Genomic DNA, 19,565 nt, shown 5'->3' with positions numbered 1-19,565 from the left:
GCCGGAAGCTGTCACTACGGAAAGCACGGCCTTCCGGCCACAAATCCCGCTCAGCGCTGCTCGGCAGCGGCCGCTACGTGCCCGGGCTGCTCGACCGGTGCCGCCCCGGCGCCCGGCAAGGGATGCTCGATCCGCGCGCGCCGGATCCGCAATCCAAGGAACAGCACCGTCGGCCAGAACACGGTGTTGAGCACGTCGCTCGTCGTATCGGGCATCCATTGCCCGTGGTTGATGCGATCGAGCACTTCGTTGACGAACTCGGCGAGATAGACCGCGAGCAGCGGCCACGGCGTCGCCAGTGATCGGCCGGTGACGACGCGCACGAAGAGCAGCACCGCCATGCCGGCATGGATGTGGAGCACGGTGTCGGGAGCGCCGGTGCCGTCGCCCACCCAGGCGATCAGCCGGCCATAGAGTTCGATCGGACTCATCGTCGCGCCTTAGGCGCAGTTCGCCGGCGCGGCTACCGGCCTATCGCGCGGAAGGGCGAGGGCGGTAACGACAACAACGCTTGTCTCTGTGTCGCGATTGCTTTCCTTAATGTAAAAGACAGTTGACATTGATACTGGTGCTACGTAAAGCTCACTTTACTAACTCGAAAGGGAGCTTGACATGTTCGTTCGCAAGGGAGCCCATAATCCGGCGCAGCGCCGCTATGTGCGGCGCTTCGTTCCGGGCATGCTCGGCTATGTCGGCCTGCTGCTCGTCTCGACCTGGGCGATCAGGGCCTATCACCCGGAGGGGGCGCTGCTGTTCCTCCTCGCGCTACTGCCGGCGCTGCCGCTCGTCGCGGTGATCGGGGTGATGGGCTTGTATCTCGTCGAGGAGCGGGACGAGTTCATCCGCAACCGCCTCATCGTCGCCATGATCGGCGGGCTCGGCATCCTGCTTGCGCTGACGACGATCTGGGGGTTCCTCGAGGATCGCGAGGTGGTCCCGCACTTCCCCACCTTCCTCTCCTTCCCGATCTGGTGTGGCTGCTTCGGGCTGTTCCAATGCTTCCTGTCGCTGCGCGACCGGCTTGCGGGAGGAGGCGAATGAAGAACCGCCTTCGCGTGCTCCGCGCCGAACGCGCCTGGAGCCAGCAGGATCTCGCCGAACGGCTCGAAGTGTCGCGCCAGAGCGTCAACGCCATCGAGACCGGCCGCTACGATCCGTCGCTGCCGCTCGCCTTCAGGATCGCCGACCTGTTCGATCTGGCGATCGAGGAAATCTTCCACAACCCGGCAAAGGACGACCAATGATCGCTCGCATCCTCTTCGCACTGGCGGCCACCGCCAGCATTCCCGCCATCCTCGGCCCGCAGCCGGCGCATGCCGCGATCGTCGCCCCCGCCGACCGGATCCAGATGGAGCACATCTCGGTCGAGGTGATCGGCAAGGGCAGCCCGGTGATCCTGATCCCCGGCCTGTCCAGTCCCCGCGCCGTATGGGACGGGGTCGCACCCGAGCTTGCCAAGACCCACAGCGTCTATCTGGTCCAGGTCAACGGCTTTGCCGGTGACGATCCGCGCGCCAATCTCAAGCCGGGCGTGCTCGACGGCATCGTCGCCGATCTGACGACGCTGATCGCGCAGCAGAAGCTGAAGGCGCCGGCGGTGGTCGGGCATTCGATGGGCGGGCTGGTCGGGCTGATGCTCGCCGCGCGCCAGCCGGCGAGCGTCGGCCGGTTGATGGTGGTCGACGCGCTGCCATGGTTCGCGGTGCTGATGGCGCCCCCGGGAACCGAGATGACGATGGCGATGGTCGAGCCGCGCGCCGCGCAGATGCGCGATGCGGTGACCGCGAGCTATGGCAAGCCGCCGAGCAAGGCTGCCGCCGAGGCCAATGTCGCGTCGCTGACGCTCAAGCCCGAGAGCCGCGCCAAGGCGACCGAATGGGCGATGGCGGCCGATCCCCGCGTCACCGCGCTGGCGCTCTACGAGGATCTGACCACCGACGTGCGCGGCGAGCTCAAGGCAGTGCGCGCGCCGACGACGATCGTCTATGCTTGGAACAGCCAATATCCGGCGAAGGACCGCGCCGACGCCTTCTTCCGCGGGCAATATGCCGCGATCCCGAACGTCACCTTCGCCGGGATCGGCGAGTCCGCCCATTTCGTGATGCTCGATCAGCCCGGCCAGTTCGCGACCACGCTGAATGCCTTTCTCGCCGGTTGAAAAAAGAAGGGCCCGGGGATCGCTCCCCGGGCCCAGTTTTGCTCACCCTTCTCTGCGTGCGTTCGCTCAATAGGTGCCCGAGAAGCTGCGATTGAGGTTGCGCTCGCTCGACCAGTCCTCGCGGCTCCGGTCGTCGTCGCCCTCGCCGAACAGCGCACCCGAACGATCCTCGTCGCGCCAATGCGCCTGCGCCTCGGCGGCGCTCTTGCGCAGCGTCACCTCGTCGTCGACCGACTGAATCCAGCGCGACGGGATCGAATGGTGGTGCCCGCCGGCTTCGCTGTCGCTCCTGGTCAGCAGGATGCGGTCGCCGCGCACCTTGTCGACGGTGCCGACATGGCTGCCGTCCGAGCCGATCACTTCCATGTGCTCGTTCACGCGCTGCAGCGAATCGCGCTGTCCCTGGCGTTCGGACCGCCAGCTGGTGAACTCGTTGTGGAAGCGCTGCGAATTCTCGCGGCGATACTCGTCATAATCGCGATCGAGCTCTGCGATACGCTGGCGGCGCCACGCATGGTAATGGCCGTCGCCGGCGGCATCGCGCGCGCGTTCGCCGCGGCCGACGCGGTCGTCATAGCGCTGGTCCATTTCGCGGCGGCGCTCGGCGTCCTCGTCGCCGAACCATGAACGAACCTCGTCGCCCGCGCGCTCGAGGAAGCTGCGATCCTCGCCATGGCCGAACCGGCCCCGCGCATAGCCGCGATCGGAATCGCCTTCGTCGCGGAAGGCGCGCTGCCCGGTCGGAGCGCTGCGATATCGGTCGGTCCCGCCGCGGTCGCGATCGCCATAGCTTCGCGCGCCATAGCCGCTGCCGCGATCGCGCCAGTCTTGCTCGTCGCGCGTGCCATAGCCGCCATGGCCGCGTTCGCGCCGGCCGGAGCCGATCTCGCCGGCCGCGGCATAATCGCGCGCGCTGGAATAGGTATAGTCGCGGCCCGAGCCGTAATCCTCGCCATAGTCTTGCGGGCCGCTCTGGCCATAGAAGTCGCGCCGCCCGTAGCGGCTGTTGCGGTCGTCCATCGCACGTCTCTCCTGGTCACTGGTCGGACAGGGCGCCGCGGACGCGAAATCGCCGCTGCGCCGACGGTGATTCAGCGTGCGAGAAGCGGGGAAGGTTCCGGCATCTTGCCGAATTTGCAGCCTTTTTCGGCGCGGTGCGAAGGCGTTCCGTCGCGGCGATCGCAACCCGGTTGCATCGCGGTTCGCGGCCCGCTAAGGGGTGCGCCTCCCGGGCGACCGGGGGCCGGCGGCGGGGCTGTAGCTCAGATGGGAGAGCGCTGCAATCGCACTGCAGAGGTCAGGGGTTCGATTCCCCTCAGCTCCACCAGCCGCCCTAAGGATAGACCTGCCTCTTCCCGCAATCGCGCGAACCTGCGCGTGCCCCGTCGGGGCCGAAAGGCGCAACCTGCGACAATATCCGTGCGCACCGCCAGGCTATCCGGAGCCGCTGGAGGTCCCGTGTCGCGCGTATCTGCATCGATCATTCTGCTCGCGCTTGCGCCCGCGCCGCCGGCAATGGCGCAATCGGCGTGCGTTCTGCCGAACGGCAACGTCTTCAAGGGTGCCTATGTCGTCGAGTTCTGGAAGCGCCATCCGGCAGGCACCGTGCTTCCGGATGCCGATGCCTCGGCACGCGCACCGGGGCTGCGCCGCACCACCGCGCGGACCTTCGTCGCGCCGCGCTCGAACATCTCCAAAGCGGACGCCGACCTCATCTCGCGCAAGCTCGCGGTGGCGCTCGACGCGTTGATGGCGCAGCCATCGCTCCGCGAGCTGCACGGCGTCAGCATCATCCCCACCATCAACATGCGCCGCGCGAGCTCGGGCCTCATCGAGGCCAATCTCACGCTGATGGCCTATCCGATCCATCTCGAGGACCCGGCGACCTTCCAGCGCGACGGCGGCTATTTCACCCCCGGCGAGGGGACCAACATCAACGTGCTGTTCAACACCGAGCCGGCGCGCGGCCGCGATCCCGGCGAGCGCGGCGTCTGCTACGGATCGCGGCTGCGCCGCGTGGGCGACGCCGATGTCCTGTACGTCGTCGCCAATGGCCGACCGCTCGCGGTTGACGAGGTCGTGCCGGTGAGCGGACGCATCGCGCGCGCGCCGAATCCGGACTTGCTCGATCCCAAGGTCCCGGCAACCCGATTGCAATTCCTCGACGTGCAATTGCGCACCGGCAACGGCGCCTCGGAGCTGGCCCGTCGCGTGGCGCGGCCCACGGACAATGTCGGCCGCATCTACGCCGCGGCCTTCATGACCGACTGGAACGGCGTGGCGGCGCGGATGCAGGCGGTGCGCTGAACGCGCGGCGCGGCTCAGGTCGGGCTGGAGGCATGGACCTCGTGCAGAACGAGGTTGCGATCGGTGATGCCCAGCCCGGCCCAGCTCTGCCGCCAGCGGGCAAGGTGCGGGGCGCCGAAATGGGCGTCGAGCGCTTCCCTGCTGCGCCACATCTCCGCCACCCGGATCAGATCGGGGTCGAGCAGGTCGCGCGCATAGGAATAATCGATGCAGCCATCCTCGGCGCGGCTCTGTGCGATCATCTCGCGCATGACGGGCAGCGCCGCGTCGAGCCTCGCGGCGGGAAGGCGGATCGTGCCGGTTACGAGGATCATCGCGATTGTTTCTCCCGAAGGGGCCACGCCGCCGCCTTGCTGCAACTGAAGCACGGAAGATAGCCGCATCGGCACGTGGTTCTTGTTGCGTCTTGCGGCGCGCATCGACGCAGGCCGCATTTCCGCAAAGCCGAACAATCGTTCCGCGCCGTCCCGCAGTAGCTTTGGTGCCGTTGCTCGAATCGGCAGCGAAGTGGGACGATCGGCATGCGTAAGATGGTCACAGGCCTGGCGATATTGGCTGCGGTTGGCGCCGGAGCGGCGCTCGCGCGTGCGGGCCAATCGGCGACTCAGGCGAGCATGGACGCCCGGTTGAGCGGGGATTGGCGGTGGGGCAGCGCCTCCACCGTCGACCAGTACAACCCCGCCACCAACCGCTTCGTCACGCCGAACGGCTCGGGCGGCGCGCTGCGCTTCACGAGCAATGGCGGCTTCGTCCAGACCGGCTATCTGCAGACCGGCTCAATGTGCACCAATCGGATCATGTTCTGGAAAAAGGGCAGGGTGCAGGTCGCGAACGGCAAGATCCGCTTCCTGCCGACCGCGAGCGTCCGGCGCATCGAGGACAGCTGCAACAGCAGCGCGGTCAAGGAAACGCGCAACTGGGCGACCGCCGAGGATTTCGCTTTCGCCGTCAGCGGCAGCACGCTCAAGCTGACCTCGGACGGCGTCACGCGCGAATATGATCGGCGCTGAATCATAGGCGCGGCCCTTCCGCCCCGATCTGCGCCCAGCCACAATCCAGCGAGCCAGCAAAATGCACATCGCCACACCCTTTACCCGGATCGAGATCCCGCGATTGGCGGTGCTGCGTCGCGGCGCGCTGACGGTCGACTTCGAGCCGCTCCAATTGTGGCTCGGCCGCGCGCCCCTGCGGCTGTCTCCGCTGGAAGCCGCGCTGATGCTGCTGCTGGTCCGGCGCGGGCGCGCGACATGGGCCGAGGTCGATCAGGTGCTGCGCGACGGCGCGTCGAGCGCATCGATCCGCGACGTGATCGTCTATCGCATCCGCGGCAAGTTCCGCGCGGTCGGCGGCGCCGATCCGATCGAGACGGTGCGCGGCTGGGGGCTCAAGCTGCGCGTGCCGCCCGACGAGCGCGATTCGACGAGCCTGTGGATCGGCGATCGCCGGCCGTTTCGGTGACCCGCTAACGGCCCGGCGCCTCGAGCCATCCGGCCCGCGCCACGGTCTCCTGCATGACGCAGTCGGCATAGACCAGCCCGGCAGCGGAGCCGCCGCCTTCCGAAGCGGAAGCCTTTTGGCAGCGCGCGTCGCGCCGGGCGATCCACGCGCGCTCCGATTGCCGCAGGCGGGTCCGGCCGGCCGGATCGCGCGCCGCCATCGCCGCCTTGTAGGCGCGGTTCAGTCGCGCGTCCTGCCGCGCGGTCTCGGCGGCGATGCAGTCGAGCATCGCCGAGGTCACGCCGCTCGCGGCGTCGCCGTGCGCCATGCATGCGTGATAGTCGGCCGACAGCGCCGCGTCGGCCGCCGCGGCCGTGCGCTCCTGCGCGGCGATCGAGGACGCGCTTCCCGCCAGCGCGATGCCGAGGCAGATCCGCAGCATGCGCCTCATGCCGCCTTCGCTCCCCGCATCCATTCGCCGGGTGGCATGCCGAAGCGGCGCTTGAATGCCTTGGTGAACGCCGCCTGGTCCGAATAGCCGAGTTCGGCGGCAGCGCGCGAGAGATTGAGCTTCTCGGTGCGAAGCCGCGCCGCGATCGCGTCGAGGCGCAGCTCGCGGTGATAGGCCGCCGGCGGGACGCCGTAGAATTGGGTGAACACCCGCGAGAGATGAAAGGGCGAGGTGTTGGCATAGGACGCAAGCTCGCGGAGCGAGACGTGGCGGTCCTGGATCGCGTGCAGATAGCCGCGGCTGAGCTCGGCGCGGCGGATGAGCTCCCGGCGCGTCGCGGGGCGCGCCGCGGTCGCGCCGGCAAAGGGGCTGGCGGGGCTTCGTAGCAGGCCGCGCAGCCATTCGGCGGTCGACGCCACGGCGGCATTGGCGACGGCCGGACCGGCATCCGGCGTGGACGCGACCTTGCGCCCGGCCGCGCGCATCTGCTCGACAAGCGGCGAGCCCGCCGCGCTGAGCGTCACCGGGCCGTCGAGCAGAATATCGTGCGCGGCGGCCGGGATCTCGAAATCTCCCTCCGCGAAATAGACGCAGATCCCGGCGCCGTCGCCCTTGCGGATCTGCGCGACCATCGTCTCGCTGCTCGCGCTGACCAGCAGCATCTCGCCCGCGCGCAGACGATAGTTGCGCCCGCTACAGACATAGGATTCCTCGCCCTCGAGGACGAGCTTGATCGACATCGACTGGCGGGAAATGACGCTTTCCCCACGCGGAAGCCGCGACAGCACGAGCCGCGGGCCATCCACGCCGCCGGGCCGTTCACGATGCGTCCGCATATCTACGAAGCTGGCAACCATATCATCCCGTTCACGCGAACCATCGCGGCCCCCCAGGCGCCGTCGACCAATCCCGCTCTATAGTGAAGCCGCTAGATGGCTGCGACCTTAACGTCCGCCGCTCGCCGGAAATCAGCAAGGACGGACAAAATCTCGTGCCGCGCCGCGCCCGTGTTCGGCGGTGCCCGCAAGCCAAGACAATACCCGGCGCGTCGAGCCGGATAGCGCTTTGCTACTTCGTGGGACGAGGCGTTGCGTTTCGGTTCGAGGGAGAGGGCGCGGCCGCAGGTGCCGCGCCGTGCGGGGAGAGAAAGCAGTGAAGCCTTTTCGCGTGTTCATCGCCGACGAAGAGCTGGGCGGGCTCGAGCGGCTGCATAGCATCCTCCGCGCAATTCCGGGAATCGAAGTGGTGGGAGAGGCGCGCAACGGCGAGGACGCCGAACGCGCGATCGTGCGCTCGGACCCCGATCTGGCGGTGCTCGGCGCGCGGATGCCGCGCAAGAACGGCCTCCAGCTCGCCGCGTCGCTGCGCGAGGAAGGCGGCCCCGAGGTCGTGCTGATCTCGGCGGACGAGAGCTTCGCGGTCGACGCCTATGCGGTGGAAGCGGTGGACTATATCCTCAAGCCCGCGCAATTCAGCCGCGTCGCCATGGCGGTCGAGCGCGCACGCCGCCTGCGCCGCCTGCGCCAGCTCGCGCAAGGATCCGGCGCGCCGGCGAGCGCGATGCGCGGCATGTGGGTGACGACGCGCTCGGGCTCGGCATTCGTCGCGTACGACAAGGTCGTCTGGGTCGAGGCGCAGCGCGAATATGTCCTCCTCCACACCGACGAGCGCGACTATATCGTCCGCAGGGCGATGAAGGACCTCGAGGACGTCCTGCTGCCGAGCGGCATCGCGCGGGTGCACCGCTCGCGGTTCGTGCGGCTCAGCAAGATCGTCGAGATCCGGCGCGGCCGACGGGCGGTGCAAGAGGTCGTGCTCGAGGACGGGACGCTGATTCCGGTCGGCGCGAAATATGCCGCCGGGCTGTCCCGGTCGCTCAGCGCGCGGTGACGCCCATCGGCTCTTGCCGTGGGGCCGTCCGGCGCGAATAAAGACGCGTGAAATGTCGCTGAAACCGATTTTGATCTTGCTGGCTTGCGTCTCGATGGCCGGCCCGTGCGCGGCCGCCGCCGATCCGCTGCCGAGGTCCGCCAGCCTCGCCGCCGAAGTCCGGACCGTGACCGGGGGAGCGGCACGCGGTGTCGAGGTCACGGCGCTGCGCGGCGAGGCGGGCGTCGCGCTTAAGGCCGGGGACATCATCGTCGCGCTCGACGGCAAGCCGACCGCGGATGTGCCGGCGTTGCTGGCGGCGCTTCGGGGCACGCGGGCGGGGAACCGGCTGCATGTCGAGGTTCAGCGCGGCCGCGTGCGCAAGCATTTGTGGGGCATCGCCGCGGCGCGTCCGATCGAGCGCTTTGCAGGGGCGGAGACCCGGCTCGGCGAAGTCGCGTTCGGCGGGGGTCTGCTGCGCGACATCATGGTCGTTCCGCACGGCGCGCCCGCCGATGGGCCGCTGCTGTTCCTCATCCCGGGATATACCTGCGCGAGCGTCGAGACGCCGGATCCCGACGCGTCGCATCATCAGCTGATCGAGGGGCTCGCGAAGCGCGGCATCGCCACCTATCGCATCGAGAAGCCCGGGGTTGGCGACAGCCGCGGCGGCAAGCCCTGCGCCGATATCGACTTCGCGACCGAGCTCGGCGGGTTCGTCGCCGGATATCGCGCGCTCGTCGAGAAATATGGCGTCTCGCCCGATCGCATCTTTCTCTTCGGCCATTCGCTCGGCGGCATCGAGGCGCCCTTGATGGCGCGCGATCTGCCGCCGCGCGGCGTGGCCGTGTACGGCACGGTGTACGAGAACTGGCAGGACTATATGGCCAACGTGTTCCGCACCCAGGACTTCATCGCGCTGGCTGCGGATCCCGCCCTGGGCGAGGCGCGCGGCGAGGAAGCCCGCGCGCTGCTCCACCAAGTCTTCGTCGATCGCCTGACGCCCGGGCAGATCGCCGCGCAAGGCCCCGAGGCCGCGGCCCGGCTCACGTCCTTGATGAGCTGGGACGGGGGCACGCATTATTACGGGCGGCACTATGCCTATTGGCAGGGCCTCGCCGGGCAACGGATGGCCGCGGCGTGGCGCGACGTGCATGCCGAGGTGCTGTCGATCTTCGGCGAAAGCGACGTCGAGGCGCTGAACGACATCGGCCACCGCGCGATCGCCGACGTGGTGAACCATTATCGGCCCGGCACCGCGCGGTTCGTCGCGGTGCCGCTGACCGGGCACAAGATGCGGCTCGACGGCACGCTGGCGGACGTCCGGCGTGCGCGCAGTGGCGGCGATGAGGAGGGGGCGACGCGGCCCTTCAACCCCGCGCTGATCGACATCGTCGCCGACTGGATCGCGCGCGCCGCGAAGCGATAGGGGGCGGCCGGCCGGCGCCGGCAGGGGACATTGCCGCCATTCCCGTTTCCCCGGCAGGCTCGCCGGCGCGCGAAGCCGTGTCCCGCGCGTCTGTCGGTAGCGCCAATGCGCTTCTTGGTTGATTGGCTGCAGTTCCCGACGCGCTCGTGACTTGCCGGTTCAAGTGTGTCCGGCCCTTTCCGGAAGAACGCTCCCAGCAATGCGGGGTGCACGATTTCTCGGTGCCGTGCGCGGGGGTCCTTCGGGAGTCCCGGTCATGGATCACCGGGCCGCCACCAGCCCCCGACTGAGCAGAAAGCTGACGCAACGGCTGTCGCCGCATCGTCCGGATGTGTCGGGCGAGCGATCGGCGATGCGGGAATTGAGGGAAGAGACATGAGTAAGAGAACGGGGGCCTCGGCCAAAATGCTGCGCCGCTCCACGGCACTGTCTGCACTGGTGCCGCTCAGCGCGCTGCTGATCACCGCGCCAGCGATGGCACAGGAAGCTACCGCGCCGATCGAAACACAGGCGGTGCCGGCCGCACCCGCCGAGGTTGCGGACGCCGCGCCGAGCGAGGATGTCGTCGTCACCGGCTCGCTCATCCGCCGGACGAACACCGAGACGCCGTCGCCCGTCACCATTCTCTCGGCCCAGTCGCTCGAGGAGCGGGGGCTTAATACTGTCGCCGAAGCGCTGCAGCGCGTCTCGGCGGGCAATGCCGGAACGATGACGCAGGGCTGGAACGCGGGCGGCAATTTCGCGGCGGGCGCCAATGCGGTCGCGCTGCGCGGGCTCACCGTGCAGGCGACGCTCAGCGTCTTCGACGGGCTACGCATGGCGCCCTATCCGCTCGCGGATGACGGCCAGCGCAACTTCGTTGATCTCAATACCATCCCCAACGGGATCATCGAGCGAATCGAAGTGCTGCGTGACGGTGCATCCTCCACTTATGGCGCCGATGCCGTTGCCGGCGTGATCAACGTGATCACCAAGAAGCAGATCAAGGGGCTCCATCTGAACGGCTCGGCCGGCATCTCGCAGCGTGGTGACGCCGGTGAACGACGGCTTGAGGCCACCTGGGGCTATGGCGACCTCGGCGAGCAGGGCTTCAACTTCTATGTGAGCGGCGAGTATCTCAAGCAGGACCCGCTCTACGCCGCCGATCGCGGCTACCCGTTCAATACAGGCGACTGGAGCAAATTCTGCAACGCAGACGGGGCCTGCATTCACAACGGCAATCCCAATGGCGTGAGTCCGGACGGATTTGCCAATGTTCTCAAAATTATTCCGGGAATCGCGCTGGCGCGCCCGGTGAACACGGCCGGCGCCAGCATCGGTGATGGGCGCTTTCAGTTCCTCAACTCGGCGCTTGGATGCGGGCGGTGGGATACGGTCCAGCTCACCCCGGCGCAGCTGGATCCCAACCAGGGCGGATCCGCGACGGCGCCGGTGAACGGGCGTGCCTGCGAGGTCAATCTGATCGGCGCCTATGGCATGTTGTTGCCCGATGTCGAGCGCTTCGGGGCCTCGACACGCTTCACCATGCAATTGGGGGAAGATCACCAACTTTACGTGCAGGGCAACTATTATCAGACCGACACCAACACGAGCGGCGCTCCGCGCTCGTTCCAGGAGCGCCCGACCGATCCCCGCAGCGGTGCCCTGGTCTATAACGTCATCGCGCCGGTCTATGTCTGCCCGACCGGCGTCGGCACCCTGAACGGCGTCGGCACCGGATGCACGGCGCAGAATGGCGTGCTCAATCCCTACAATCCCTTTGCGGCCTCCGGCCGAACCGCGCAGCTTTATTTCGGCGCCGACCAGCCCACCCACGACGATACGAGCGCGCGCGCGCTGCGCGGGGTCATCGGTTTGTCGGGCGCGTTCGAGGGAGGCTGGAACTATACGGCGGATTTCACCGTCTCGAGCATCAAGCTCGACTATGATCAGCGAGGGTATCCGATCCCGCAGCGTCTGATGGACGTCGTTGCCCGCGGCACGTTCAACTTCGCCAACCCGGACGCCACTCCGCAAGCGATCTGGGACTATATCACGCCGGCCAACCATACGACCTCGACGTCGGATTTGTGGCAGGCAACCGCGACGGTCTCGAAGTCCCTGTTCGATCTGCCGGGCGGTTCGCTGCAGACGGCAGTCGGTGCAGCCTATCGTCACGAGTCGATCGACGCGCCGAGCGCCAATCCTCAGAATGACGCGCATCCCTATGACCGCTATTACAATATCAATGCCGTGGGCACGTCGGGCAGCCGCAACGTCTTTTCGGCTTTCGGCGAGATCGACGCGCCGATCGTCAAGCAGTTCGAGCTGAATCTGTCGGGTCGCTACGATTCCTATTCGACCGGTCAGTCGAACTTCTCCCCCAAGGTCGGCGCCAAGTTCACGCCCGTGCGCGAGCTTGCGTTGCGCGGCACCTGGTCGAAGGGTTTCCGCATCCCCAGCTTCAACGAAGCCTTTGGTCTGCCGACCACCGGCTTCGTGTCGCAAGGCGGCGGGAATTTCTGTACGACCTATGCGAGCTTCTGCGCCGCGCACAGCAACAACGCCTATGCCTCGACGGCGTTTTCGGTGGGGCTGACGAATCTCGGTAACCGCGATCTCAGGCCGGAGCGCTCCCAGAGCATCACGATGGGGGCGATTTTCGAGCCGATCCGCAATTTGAGCTTCACGGTCGATCTGTGGCGCATCAAAGTGCGCGATCAGATCGTCGGCGTCGTCGACATCGGCCCGGCGGTCCGGCAATATTATTCCAACAATGGTGTCGTCACGATCCCGGGGATCACCGTCACTCCGGGCACTCCGGATCAGGCTAACCCGAATGCGCTCCCGCATATCGGCACGGTCCAGGCGCCGTATCTGAACGCCAACCGGCAAGTCGTGCAGGGCGTCGATCTCGGCATGAACGCGCGCCTCAATCTCGCCGACGGCGTGAGGCTGATCAGCGCCTTCGAGGCGTCGTATCTCGATCAGAACCATCTGACGCTGGTGGATCCGCTATCGGGTGAAGCGCAGGATCCGCAGAAATATGAAGGCACGCTCAGCCCGTGCAACACCACCTCGTGCTCGGGCTCGCCGCGGTGGCGGGCAAGCTGGCAAAACACGCTCGATTTGGGCGATACCACGGTATCGGCGACGGTCTATTACACGAGCGGCTACGACGTCGCGCAGGTCGATTTCGGCGCCACGCCTGGTGACTGCCAGAGCGCGCTCGATGTCGGCGCGGCCGCCTATGACGATGGATCGCCCGTGCAGTGCCGTTCGAAAGCGATCTGGAACCTCGATCTGACCGCCAACCACCGGGTAAGCGAGAATTTCAGCGTCTACGCCAACGTGCTGAACCTGCTCGACACGCAGCCACCGTTCGATCCGAATGCAGCCTATGGCGGGTTCGGCTACAATCCGGCCTGGGCCGGTCCGAACATCATGGGGCGCTATTTCCGGCTCGGCGTGAAGCTGGATTTCTGAACCTCCGCACGAGGCAACACCTGGGGCGGCTTCGGCCGCCCCTTTTTTTGGGCTGCGCGCGCATCCGCCGCGCGGGCGCGACGGAAAGACCGGACGGCAATCAGGGAATCGCCGCCCGGCCAGGCCCCGCAAGACAATGCCCTCGGAACCCGGCACACCCTCTACAGAGCCAAGAAAAACGGATTGCTAGCAAGGCCTTCCGGATAGTGCCTTACGGGTTCGCCACGGGCTTCGTCGCCGGCGCCCGCGTCAGGCGCTGCGTCGGCTTCGGCTTGGGCTGGCTGTCGAGCAGCGCGTCGAGCCTGGCGCGGACCTCGGGCTGCGCGGCGGCGAGGTTGCGCGTCTCGAGCGGATCAGCGACGAGATCGTACAGCTCGTAATCGCGCGCGCCGGTCTGCTCCTGCGTCCAGCGGACGAGGCGATAGCGCTCGGTGCGGATCGCCTGGCCGAGGCGATTGGGCCGCGGATAGGCGTGATAGGCATAGCCGCGGACCCGCGCGGCGGGATCGTGCAGCACCGGCGTGAGATCGGTGCCGTCGATTGGCTGCGGCCCGGCCGGCACCTTCAGCCCGGCGAGCGCCGCGAGCGTCGGATAGATGTCCACCGTTTCGGCGAGCTGGCGCGTCGCCTGTCCGGCGCCGATGCCGGGGCCGGCGAAGACCAGCGGCAGATGCGTCGCCTGCTCGTAGTTGGTGTGCTTGGTCCAGATCGCATGATCGCCGAGATGATAGCCGTGATCGCCCCACAGCACGACGATCGTGTTCTTCGCGAGGCCGGTGCGATCGAGCTCGGCGAGCAGCTTGCCGATCTGCGCGTCGACATAGCTCACCCCGGCATAATAGCCGTGGATCAGCGTGCGCTTGAGCTCCTCGGGATAGTCTGCCTCGCGCGTCTCGGGATCGATCGGGGCGAAGGCGTTGATCTCGCCGCCGACCTTGCCGGCAAAGGCGGGCGCGCCGTCGGGCATGCGCTCGAAGCTCGGCAGCGGCAGCTTCGCGCGATCATATTTGTCCCAATAGCGCTTGGGCACCGAGAAGGGCAGATGCGGCCGCGCGAAGCCGACCGCGAGGAAGAAGGGCTGGCCCTTCGCCTTGAGTTCGCCGAGCCGGCCGACCGCCTTCGCCGCGACGCGGCCGTCGCCATAGGCCTCGTCGGGCACGTCGGGCGATTCCCAAGCGATCCCGCGGCCGAGCGTGCGGGCATAGGCCCAGACATCGCCCTTGGGGATCTCGAACTCGTTGAACAATGCCGCCTCGCGCGTCTTGCCGAGCGCCTTGCCCTCGGGCGAGACATATTCGATCACATGGTCCTTGTACGGCGTGGTCGACCAGCTCTGCGGATCGCCGACGGTGTTGTGGCCGATGTGGAAGGTCTTGCCGATGCTCTCGGCGCGATAGCCGGCGGCCATGAAATATTGCGGCAGCGTCACCGCGTTCGGCATGTACTCACGCAGATTCTCGCCGAAATCATAGATCCCGCTCGAGGTCGAGCGCGCGCCCGTCATCAGGTTCATCCGGCTGGGCGCGCACACCGCCTGATTGGCGAAAGCGAGCTCGAAGCGCGTCCCGCGCGCCACCAGCCGATCGATGTTGGGCGTCACCGCGACCGGATCCCCGAAGCTGTGGATCGCGGGCTTGAGATCGTCGACGAGGATGAGCAGCACATTGGGGCGCTCCGCCGCCACCGGCGCGGCCGCGGGGGCCGCCCGCGGGGGCGCGGTCTGCGCGGTGCTGCATCCCGAGGCGAGCAGTAGCGCGGCGAGCGCGGCCGCCGCGCCCGCGCCGCGCCCGAACCGCGCAATTCCCACGCTCGATCCGCGAAGCCCGGCTTTTGAGATACGCAACCGCATAGCAACCCTTTCCCGTTCGCACGCCAACGCGCGCTATTTAGCATATAAATAGCGCGATCATTTGACAGATAAATCATTTTTATGCAGCGTTCGATCATGGAGGATGCCGGGACTGCCCTTTCCGCGAGCAGCGCCCGATCCGCGCTGGGGCACAATCTCACGCTCGGCCTCGTCGATGCGCTCGGCCGTGCGATCGTCGCCGGCGAATGCGCCAATGGCATGCTCCCGACCGAGCCCGAGCTCGAGCGGCGCTTCGCGGTCAGCCGCTCGGTCGTGCGGGAAGCCGTCAAGATGCTCGCCGCCAAGGGCCTCGTCGTCACGCGTCCGCGGCAGGGAAGCCGGATCGAGCCCTGCACCGCATGGGATCTGTTCGATCCGCTCGTGCTGGACTGGATGGTCGAGGGCAGCATCGCGCCGGAGATGCTTCGCCAGCTCTGCGCGTTCAGCATGTCGATCGAGCCCGCCGCCGCGGCGTTGGCGGCGCAGAGCGGCGGCGCAGGCGGCCATGCGGCGATCGCGGCGGCCTGCCATCGTATCGCGCAGAGGCAGGGTCAGTGGCCGTTGCGGATCGACGCCACGATCGCCTTTCACCGCGCGGTGATCAGCGCGTCCGGCAATGTCTTCTATCTGCGCACCGGCGATGCCATCGACGCCGCGCATCGCGTCCTTGCCCGGCACGGCATGGCCGAAAGGCCGGCGCTCCTGCCGCACTACCCGGCGATTGCCCGCGCGATCGAGGTCGGGGCCGCCGAGCGTGCGCGGCGGGAAATGACGACGTTGCTCGTGCGCCTGTTCGAGCCCGTCCTCGGCGGCACGGCGGCGGCCTAGGGACCTCGACGCTAGGCTTCTGGCGTCCGGTCGAGATAGTCGAGCACGTCGCCGATCAGCTTGGCCATCGCGTCGCGCGCGATGTCGGGCTTGCCCGCGGCGATCGCGACATACACCGCCTCGTGGTCGGGGATGCACGCCTTGCCGCCGGCCTGGCGATTGGTGACCCGGATCGAGGTGTGGAGCGCCGTCGTCACGATGTCGCGGAACTGCGAGAGAAAGGGATTGCCCGAGGCGCGCAGCACCGCGACGTGGAAATCGATGTCCGCGGCGAGCGGATCGCCATTGCCGTCGGCGGCCTCGCGCATCCGCGTCAGCCCCGACTGGATCGCGGTCACCTGCGCGGGAGTCGCCCGGCGTGCGGCCCAGGCCGCAGCCTGCGGCTCGACGGTCATCCGCAGCTCGTTGAACTGTCGCAGCAGCCCGCGCGAGAGCTTCTGCTCCATCAGCCAGCGCAGCACGTCGGTGTCGAACAGGTTCCAGTTTTCCTGGGGCTGGACGAAGGTCCCGATCTTCGGGCGGGCGCCGAGCAGTCCCTTGGCGGTGATCATCTTGATCGCCTCGCGCGTCACCGAGCGGCTGATGCCGTGCTCGCGGCTGAGCTCGGCCTCGGTGGGGAAGGGGTGTCCCTGATACTCGCCGCGGACGATCGCGCTGCCGACCGCGTCGACGAGGCCGAGGGTCAACGTCCGATTGAACTGGCCGCCGCTGTCCAGCTCGTCTTTCGGCATCGTCGCCATCGCCTCGATTTTTCCTCATTGGCGCCCCGCCCCAGCCGGGTGCGAGGCTGTGCTAGCGTAAAATCGGACCAATGAACACGGTGCCGCGAACGGGCACGGCGCGCGCCCCTGCCGGGAGCGCGCGCCGTGCTGGACTTTGCCGACCCGGCATCAGAACCGGAAGCGGATGCCCACGCGATAGACGCTCTCGAGGAAACGCGTCTGCCAGCGATAGCTCTGGCCCGCCGCGTTGAACACGCGCGCGTTGGTCGCGGCGGCACCGAGCAGGTTGGTGGCATTGAACGAGAGCGTGACGTTTTCGATCGGCGACAGCGTCGCGGCGAAGTCCATCGTGCCGCGGCCGTCCTCGGTGATCGGCAGCGTCGGCCCGAGCACGCCCGCGCCGAGCGCGGGATCGACGACCTGGCCATAGCCCGAGACGAAGTCCGAACGGTAATTGTACGAGAGGCGCGCCGAGAAGCCGCGCGTCTCGTAGAAGCCGGAGACGTTGAAGATGTGATCGGAGATCCCGGCGATGCGCTGCATCCCCGGAAGCGTCGCCGCGAGGCTGGGGGCGAGCTCGGTGCCATGGTCGAGATAGGTGTAGTTCACCAGCGCGCCGAACTTGCTCATCCAGTCGGGAAGCCAGGATGCGTTGAAGAAGGTGCGCGCACCGGCTTCTATGCCGTTGATCTGACCCTTGCCGCCATTTTCCGGGCGGTTGATTCGCAGGCGGCCGAATTCGGCATCCTCGATATCGGTGGTGAAGTTGTTGATGAAGCCGTTCAGGTCCTTTCGGAACAGGCCCACGGTGATCGAACCGCTCTTGCTGAAATAATATTCCAGCGATGCGTCGTAGTTGTTCGATTCGATCGGGTTGAGATCGGGGTTCCCGCCCGATGCGGTGCGGATGCAGTCCGGGTTGTTGGGACCGGCGCTCGGATCGGTCGCGCTGGGGGTGCAGATCTGCGGCAGCGCGCCGATCGTCACCGATGGATTGATCTGGCCGAAACCGGGCCGGGTCCGCGTCTTGGTGAAGGCGAGGCGCATCTGCAGCTCGGGCAGGAAGCGAATCCGCGCGCTGACATTGGGCAGGAAATCATTGTAGTTGTTCACCCGGGTGATCGGGGTGATCACGGTGCTGCCCGCCGAAGTGCTGCGCGCCAGCCCGTTGATCGTGTCCTCGGTGCGGGTCGCGCGCAGGCCGATCAGCCCGTCGATCGGCACGCCGATATCGAACTCGTACTTCGCCTGGACGTAGCCGGTATAGGTCTTCTCGTTGCCGGTGTAGACCGGGGTGCCCCAGCCCGGGCGGCCGGTCGGCTGACCGGCAGCAGTGCGCAGCGTGTCGATATTCTCGACGAGGCTGTCGCGGGTCGGGCTCAGCCAGGTGACCAGCGAGGTGGCATCGTCGTTGCGGAAGCCGCGCGCCGCGCTCTCATATTCGAGCGGCAACAGCGTGAACAGGCGGCCGGCGGGCGCGGTGTCGGTGCGGGTATAGGTGTAGCTGTCGGCGTCGCGGGTGCTGTAGCGAATGCCCGCCTGGAGATTGGTGATGCCCGAGGCGCCGAGACGGTAGTCGAGGTCGAGGCGGCCCTGCACGCTGCGGCCGTGCCCGCGATTGCCGCTCTCGACGATGTTGGTCCAGCGATAGAGGGCGGGATTGAACAGGTCGAAATTGTTGAGCAGCGTCACCGTGCCGCCGCCGACGCCCTGATCGGCGTCGAACTCGAAATGGCGAACCGGCTGCGTCGTCAGCGTGTAGTTGAAGACGTAATTATGGTTGGTGAAGGTCGAGTCGGTGAACGCGGCATCGCCGGTGATCTTCAGGTTGCCATTGTGCCAGATGAAGCCGCCGCCGGCCTGATAGGTGTCGGTCCACTGATCGTTGACCTGCTGGACGCCGGTGGGGAACCCGCCGGCGCTGGCGTCCATGCTGCGGATGAGGTTGGTGCCTTCGAACAACGCGATGTTGGACAGGACCGCGGCATCGCCCGAATTGACCTGGAAGTTGCGCGGCTCGTTCTTGCCGCGATAGCCCTGGAACAGCCCGTCGAGATAGATTTCGAGCGTCGAGCTCGGCCGCCACTGGAACGACGCCGCCGCATTGGGGCGGAAGCGCGTGCCGGCATTATAGTCGGTGTTGACGAACGACGGATAGCGCAGCGCGGTGCCGGCATAGCCGGGGACGGTGGTGCGGTTGAGGATCGTCTGGCTGACGTTGCGCGCCGAATCGGTGAACTTGGTGTCGGCATAGGATCCCTCGATCAGGAAGCCCATCTCGCCGATCCCGGTGTTCCAGCGCGTGCTGGCGAGCAGGTTCGCCTCGAAGCCGAGCCGCTGCGACTGGTACCAATGGAGCCCGGTGATCGCGCCGGCGACGCGGCTGCCCTTGAAATCGAGCGGGCGGCGCGAACGCACGTCGATCAGGCCGGCAAGTCCGGGCTCGAGCAGATTGGCGGTCGCCGATTTGAACACATCGAGCCGCGCGATGCCGTTCGACGGGAAGTCCTGCAGCTGGACGTAGCGCCCCTCGGCCGTGAACACCTCGCGGCCGTTATAGGTGGTGGAAAGGTCGCCGAGCCCGCGAACCGTGACGCCCTGCGCGATGCCGGCGTTGCGCGTGACCTGGACGCCGGTGACGCGGGCAAGCGATTCGGATGCGCTGATATCGGGCAGCTTGCCGATATCCTCGGCCACGATCGAATCGACGATCTGGTCGGAATCCTGCTTGATCGCCTGCGCGGTCTCGAGGCTGCGCCGGATCGCGCTGACGACGATCTCGTCGGAATCGCCCGGATCCGTTTGCGCGTCGGCCTGAAGCGCCCCGGCATCGTCCGCAGAAGTCGCGCGGAGCCCCTCCTGGGCCGCGGCGGTCAGCGGAAACAGCATCAGCGCCAGTGCAGACGAGGTCGCCAGCAATGAGACGGAACGAACAGACATGAGCCTCCCCCTTTTCTTACAACAGTTATGATAATTGACGTGCTTTAATTATCATATTAATCTGTGTTTGCAACAGGGGATGTTTCCCGATCGTGTCAGAGGCACGGCAA

18 protein-coding genes and 1 tRNA gene are annotated in these 19,565 nt (G+C 67.2%); 11 read left to right on the top strand and 8 right to left on the bottom strand.

Translation table 11 applies throughout. The features are described 5' to 3' along the window. Positions 1 to 50: 50 nt before the first annotated feature. Positions 51 to 431 (bottom strand): hypothetical protein, encoded by a 381-nt coding sequence (locus E5A74_RS14660; RefSeq protein ID WP_206365880.1) that lies wholly within the window; start codon positions 429 to 431, stop codon positions 51 to 53. 181 nt (positions 432 to 612) lie between these two features. Here E5A74_RS14660 and E5A74_RS14655 point away from each other — a divergent pair, with 181 nt between their 5' ends. The 3 genes from E5A74_RS14655 to E5A74_RS14645 are packed head-to-tail and all read left to right on the top strand — an operon-like array spanning position 613 to position 2,158. Next, positions 613 to 1,041 (top strand): hypothetical protein, encoded by a 429-nt coding sequence (locus tag E5A74_RS14655; protein WP_135986249.1) that lies wholly within the window; start codon positions 613 to 615, stop codon positions 1,039 to 1,041. Beyond that, a complete protein-coding gene (locus E5A74_RS14650; protein ID WP_135986247.1) occupies positions 1,038 to 1,244 on the top strand; it encodes a helix-turn-helix transcriptional regulator in 207 nt (68 codons plus the stop codon). Before E5A74_RS14655 ends, E5A74_RS14650 begins: the two co-directional genes overlap by 4 nt. After that, entirely contained in the window at positions 1,241 to 2,158 is a 918-nt protein-coding gene (locus E5A74_RS14645; RefSeq protein ID WP_135986245.1) for an alpha/beta fold hydrolase, read from the top strand. The genes E5A74_RS14650 and E5A74_RS14645 overlap by 4 nt, the downstream gene beginning before the upstream one ends. Before the next feature lie 66 nt (positions 2,159 to 2,224). On the opposite strand, the gene E5A74_RS14640 is transcribed toward E5A74_RS14645, so the two are convergent. Then, positions 2,225 to 3,178 carry a DUF2171 domain-containing protein gene (locus E5A74_RS14640; RefSeq protein ID WP_135986243.1) on the bottom strand — a complete coding sequence of 318 codons (954 nt, stop codon included), beginning with the start codon at positions 3,176 to 3,178 and terminating at the stop codon, positions 2,225 to 2,227. 231 nt (positions 3,179 to 3,409) lie between these two features. Here E5A74_RS14640 and E5A74_RS14635 point away from each other — a divergent pair. Next, positions 3,410 to 3,485 (top strand) — tRNA-Ala (locus E5A74_RS14635). A gap of 131 nt (positions 3,486 to 3,616) precedes the next feature. Further along, complete coding sequence (locus E5A74_RS20940; protein WP_166745798.1) at positions 3,617 to 4,465, top strand: hypothetical protein; 849 nt, start codon at positions 3,617 to 3,619, stop codon at positions 4,463 to 4,465. 14 nt (positions 4,466 to 4,479) lie between these two features. Here the strand turns inward: E5A74_RS20940 and E5A74_RS14625 are convergent, their stop codons facing one another. Then, positions 4,480 to 4,779 (bottom strand): putative quinol monooxygenase, encoded by a 300-nt coding sequence (locus tag E5A74_RS14625; protein WP_135986240.1) that lies wholly within the window; start codon positions 4,777 to 4,779, stop codon positions 4,480 to 4,482. A 207-nt stretch (positions 4,780 to 4,986) separates the two neighbouring features. Between E5A74_RS14625 and E5A74_RS14620 the strand changes: the two genes are divergently transcribed. Both E5A74_RS14620 and E5A74_RS14615 read left to right on the top strand, forming a co-directional pair. Beyond that, positions 4,987 to 5,475 carry a hypothetical protein gene (locus E5A74_RS14620; RefSeq protein ID WP_135986238.1) on the top strand — a complete coding sequence of 163 codons (489 nt, stop codon included), beginning with the start codon at positions 4,987 to 4,989 and terminating at the stop codon, positions 5,473 to 5,475. Positions 5,476 to 5,536: 61 nt separating this feature from the next. Then, positions 5,537 to 5,923, top strand: a complete 387-nt coding sequence (locus E5A74_RS14615; RefSeq protein WP_135986235.1) for a helix-turn-helix domain-containing protein — start codon at positions 5,537 to 5,539, stop codon at positions 5,921 to 5,923. Positions 5,924 to 5,927: 4 nt separating this feature from the next. Here E5A74_RS14615 and E5A74_RS14610 read toward each other — a convergent pair whose 3' ends face one another. Continuing rightward, positions 5,928 to 6,353 carry a lysozyme inhibitor LprI family protein gene (locus E5A74_RS14610; protein WP_206365879.1) on the bottom strand — a complete coding sequence of 142 codons (426 nt, stop codon included), beginning with the start codon at positions 6,351 to 6,353 and terminating at the stop codon, positions 5,928 to 5,930. Then, a complete protein-coding gene (locus E5A74_RS14605) occupies positions 6,350 to 7,093 on the bottom strand; it encodes a helix-turn-helix domain-containing protein (protein ID WP_166745799.1) in 744 nt (247 codons plus the stop codon). The genes E5A74_RS14610 and E5A74_RS14605 overlap by 4 nt, the downstream gene beginning before the upstream one ends. 412 nt (positions 7,094 to 7,505) lie before the next feature. Between E5A74_RS14605 and E5A74_RS14600 the strand changes: the two genes are divergently transcribed. From E5A74_RS14600 to E5A74_RS14590, 3 genes are all read left to right on the top strand, one after another. Next, entirely contained in the window at positions 7,506 to 8,243 is a 738-nt protein-coding gene (locus E5A74_RS14600) for a LytR/AlgR family response regulator transcription factor (RefSeq protein ID WP_166745800.1), read from the top strand. Positions 8,244 to 8,337: 94 nt separating this feature from the next. Then, on the top strand, positions 8,338 to 9,651 hold the full coding sequence (locus tag E5A74_RS14595; RefSeq protein ID WP_166745801.1) for an alpha/beta fold hydrolase: 1,314 nt from the start codon (positions 8,338 to 8,340) through the stop codon (positions 9,649 to 9,651). Between the two features lie 165 nt (positions 9,652 to 9,816). After that, positions 9,817 to 13,116: a TonB-dependent receptor plug domain-containing protein gene (locus E5A74_RS14590; protein WP_135986226.1), complete on the top strand. Its 3,300-nt coding sequence runs from the start codon at positions 9,817 to 9,819 to the stop codon at positions 13,114 to 13,116. Between the two features lie 211 nt (positions 13,117 to 13,327). On the opposite strand, the gene E5A74_RS14585 is transcribed toward E5A74_RS14590, so the two are convergent. Continuing rightward, positions 13,328 to 14,923 carry a sulfatase gene (locus E5A74_RS14585; RefSeq protein WP_240699824.1) on the bottom strand — a complete coding sequence of 532 codons (1,596 nt, stop codon included), beginning with the start codon at positions 14,921 to 14,923 and terminating at the stop codon, positions 13,328 to 13,330. A 123-nt stretch (positions 14,924 to 15,046) separates the two neighbouring features. Between E5A74_RS14585 and E5A74_RS14580 the strand changes: the two genes are divergently transcribed. Continuing rightward, complete coding sequence (locus tag E5A74_RS14580) at positions 15,047 to 15,793, top strand: FadR/GntR family transcriptional regulator (RefSeq protein WP_135986222.1); 747 nt, start codon at positions 15,047 to 15,049, stop codon at positions 15,791 to 15,793. A gap of 11 nt (positions 15,794 to 15,804) precedes the next feature. Here E5A74_RS14580 and E5A74_RS14575 read toward each other — a convergent pair whose 3' ends face one another. Beyond that, a complete protein-coding gene (locus E5A74_RS14575) occupies positions 15,805 to 16,533 on the bottom strand; it encodes a FadR/GntR family transcriptional regulator (protein WP_135986219.1) in 729 nt (242 codons plus the stop codon). A gap of 150 nt (positions 16,534 to 16,683) precedes the next feature. Next, on the bottom strand, positions 16,684 to 19,455 hold the full coding sequence (locus E5A74_RS14570) for a TonB-dependent receptor (protein WP_135986217.1): 2,772 nt from the start codon (positions 19,453 to 19,455) through the stop codon (positions 16,684 to 16,686). Positions 19,456 to 19,565: the final 110 nt, after the last annotated feature.

This window comes from Sphingomonas naasensis, assembly GCF_004792695.1.
Lineage (GTDB): Bacteria > Pseudomonadota > Alphaproteobacteria > Sphingomonadales > Sphingomonadaceae > Sphingomonas > Sphingomonas naasensis.
Note: the sequence above shows the minus strand (reverse complement) of the source record. Positions and strands in the feature narration are given on the sequence as shown.

Coding starts and splice junctions, on each gene's coding strand:
- E5A74_RS14660 (WP_206365880.1), bottom strand. CDS start 431: ATGAGTCCGATCGAACTCTATGGCCGGCTGATCGCCTGGGTGGGCGAC.
- E5A74_RS14655 (WP_135986249.1), top strand. CDS start 613: ATGTTCGTTCGCAAGGGAGCCCATAATCCGGCGCAGCGCCGCTATGTG.
- E5A74_RS14650 (WP_135986247.1), top strand. CDS start 1,038: ATGAAGAACCGCCTTCGCGTGCTCCGCGCCGAACGCGCCTGGAGCCAG.
- E5A74_RS14645 (WP_135986245.1), top strand. CDS start 1,241: ATGATCGCTCGCATCCTCTTCGCACTGGCGGCCACCGCCAGCATTCCC.
- E5A74_RS14640 (WP_135986243.1), bottom strand. CDS start 3,178: ATGGACGACCGCAACAGCCGCTACGGGCGGCGCGACTTCTATGGCCAG.
- E5A74_RS14625 (WP_135986240.1), bottom strand. CDS start 4,779: ATGATCCTCGTAACCGGCACGATCCGCCTTCCCGCCGCGAGGCTCGAC.
- E5A74_RS14620 (WP_135986238.1), top strand. CDS start 4,987: ATGCGTAAGATGGTCACAGGCCTGGCGATATTGGCTGCGGTTGGCGCC.
- E5A74_RS14615 (WP_135986235.1), top strand. CDS start 5,537: ATGCACATCGCCACACCCTTTACCCGGATCGAGATCCCGCGATTGGCG.
- E5A74_RS14610 (WP_206365879.1), bottom strand. CDS start 6,353: ATGAGGCGCATGCTGCGGATCTGCCTCGGCATCGCGCTGGCGGGAAGC.
- E5A74_RS14605 (WP_166745799.1), bottom strand. CDS start 7,093: ATGTCGATCAAGCTCGTCCTCGAGGGCGAGGAATCCTATGTCTGTAGC.
- E5A74_RS14595 (WP_166745801.1), top strand. CDS start 8,338: ATGGCCGGCCCGTGCGCGGCCGCCGCCGATCCGCTGCCGAGGTCCGCC.
- E5A74_RS14580 (WP_135986222.1), top strand. CDS start 15,047: ATGCAGCGTTCGATCATGGAGGATGCCGGGACTGCCCTTTCCGCGAGC.
- E5A74_RS14575 (WP_135986219.1), bottom strand. CDS start 16,533: ATGGCGACGATGCCGAAAGACGAGCTGGACAGCGGCGGCCAGTTCAAT.
- E5A74_RS14570 (WP_135986217.1), bottom strand. CDS start 19,455: ATGTCTGTTCGTTCCGTCTCATTGCTGGCGACCTCGTCTGCACTGGCG.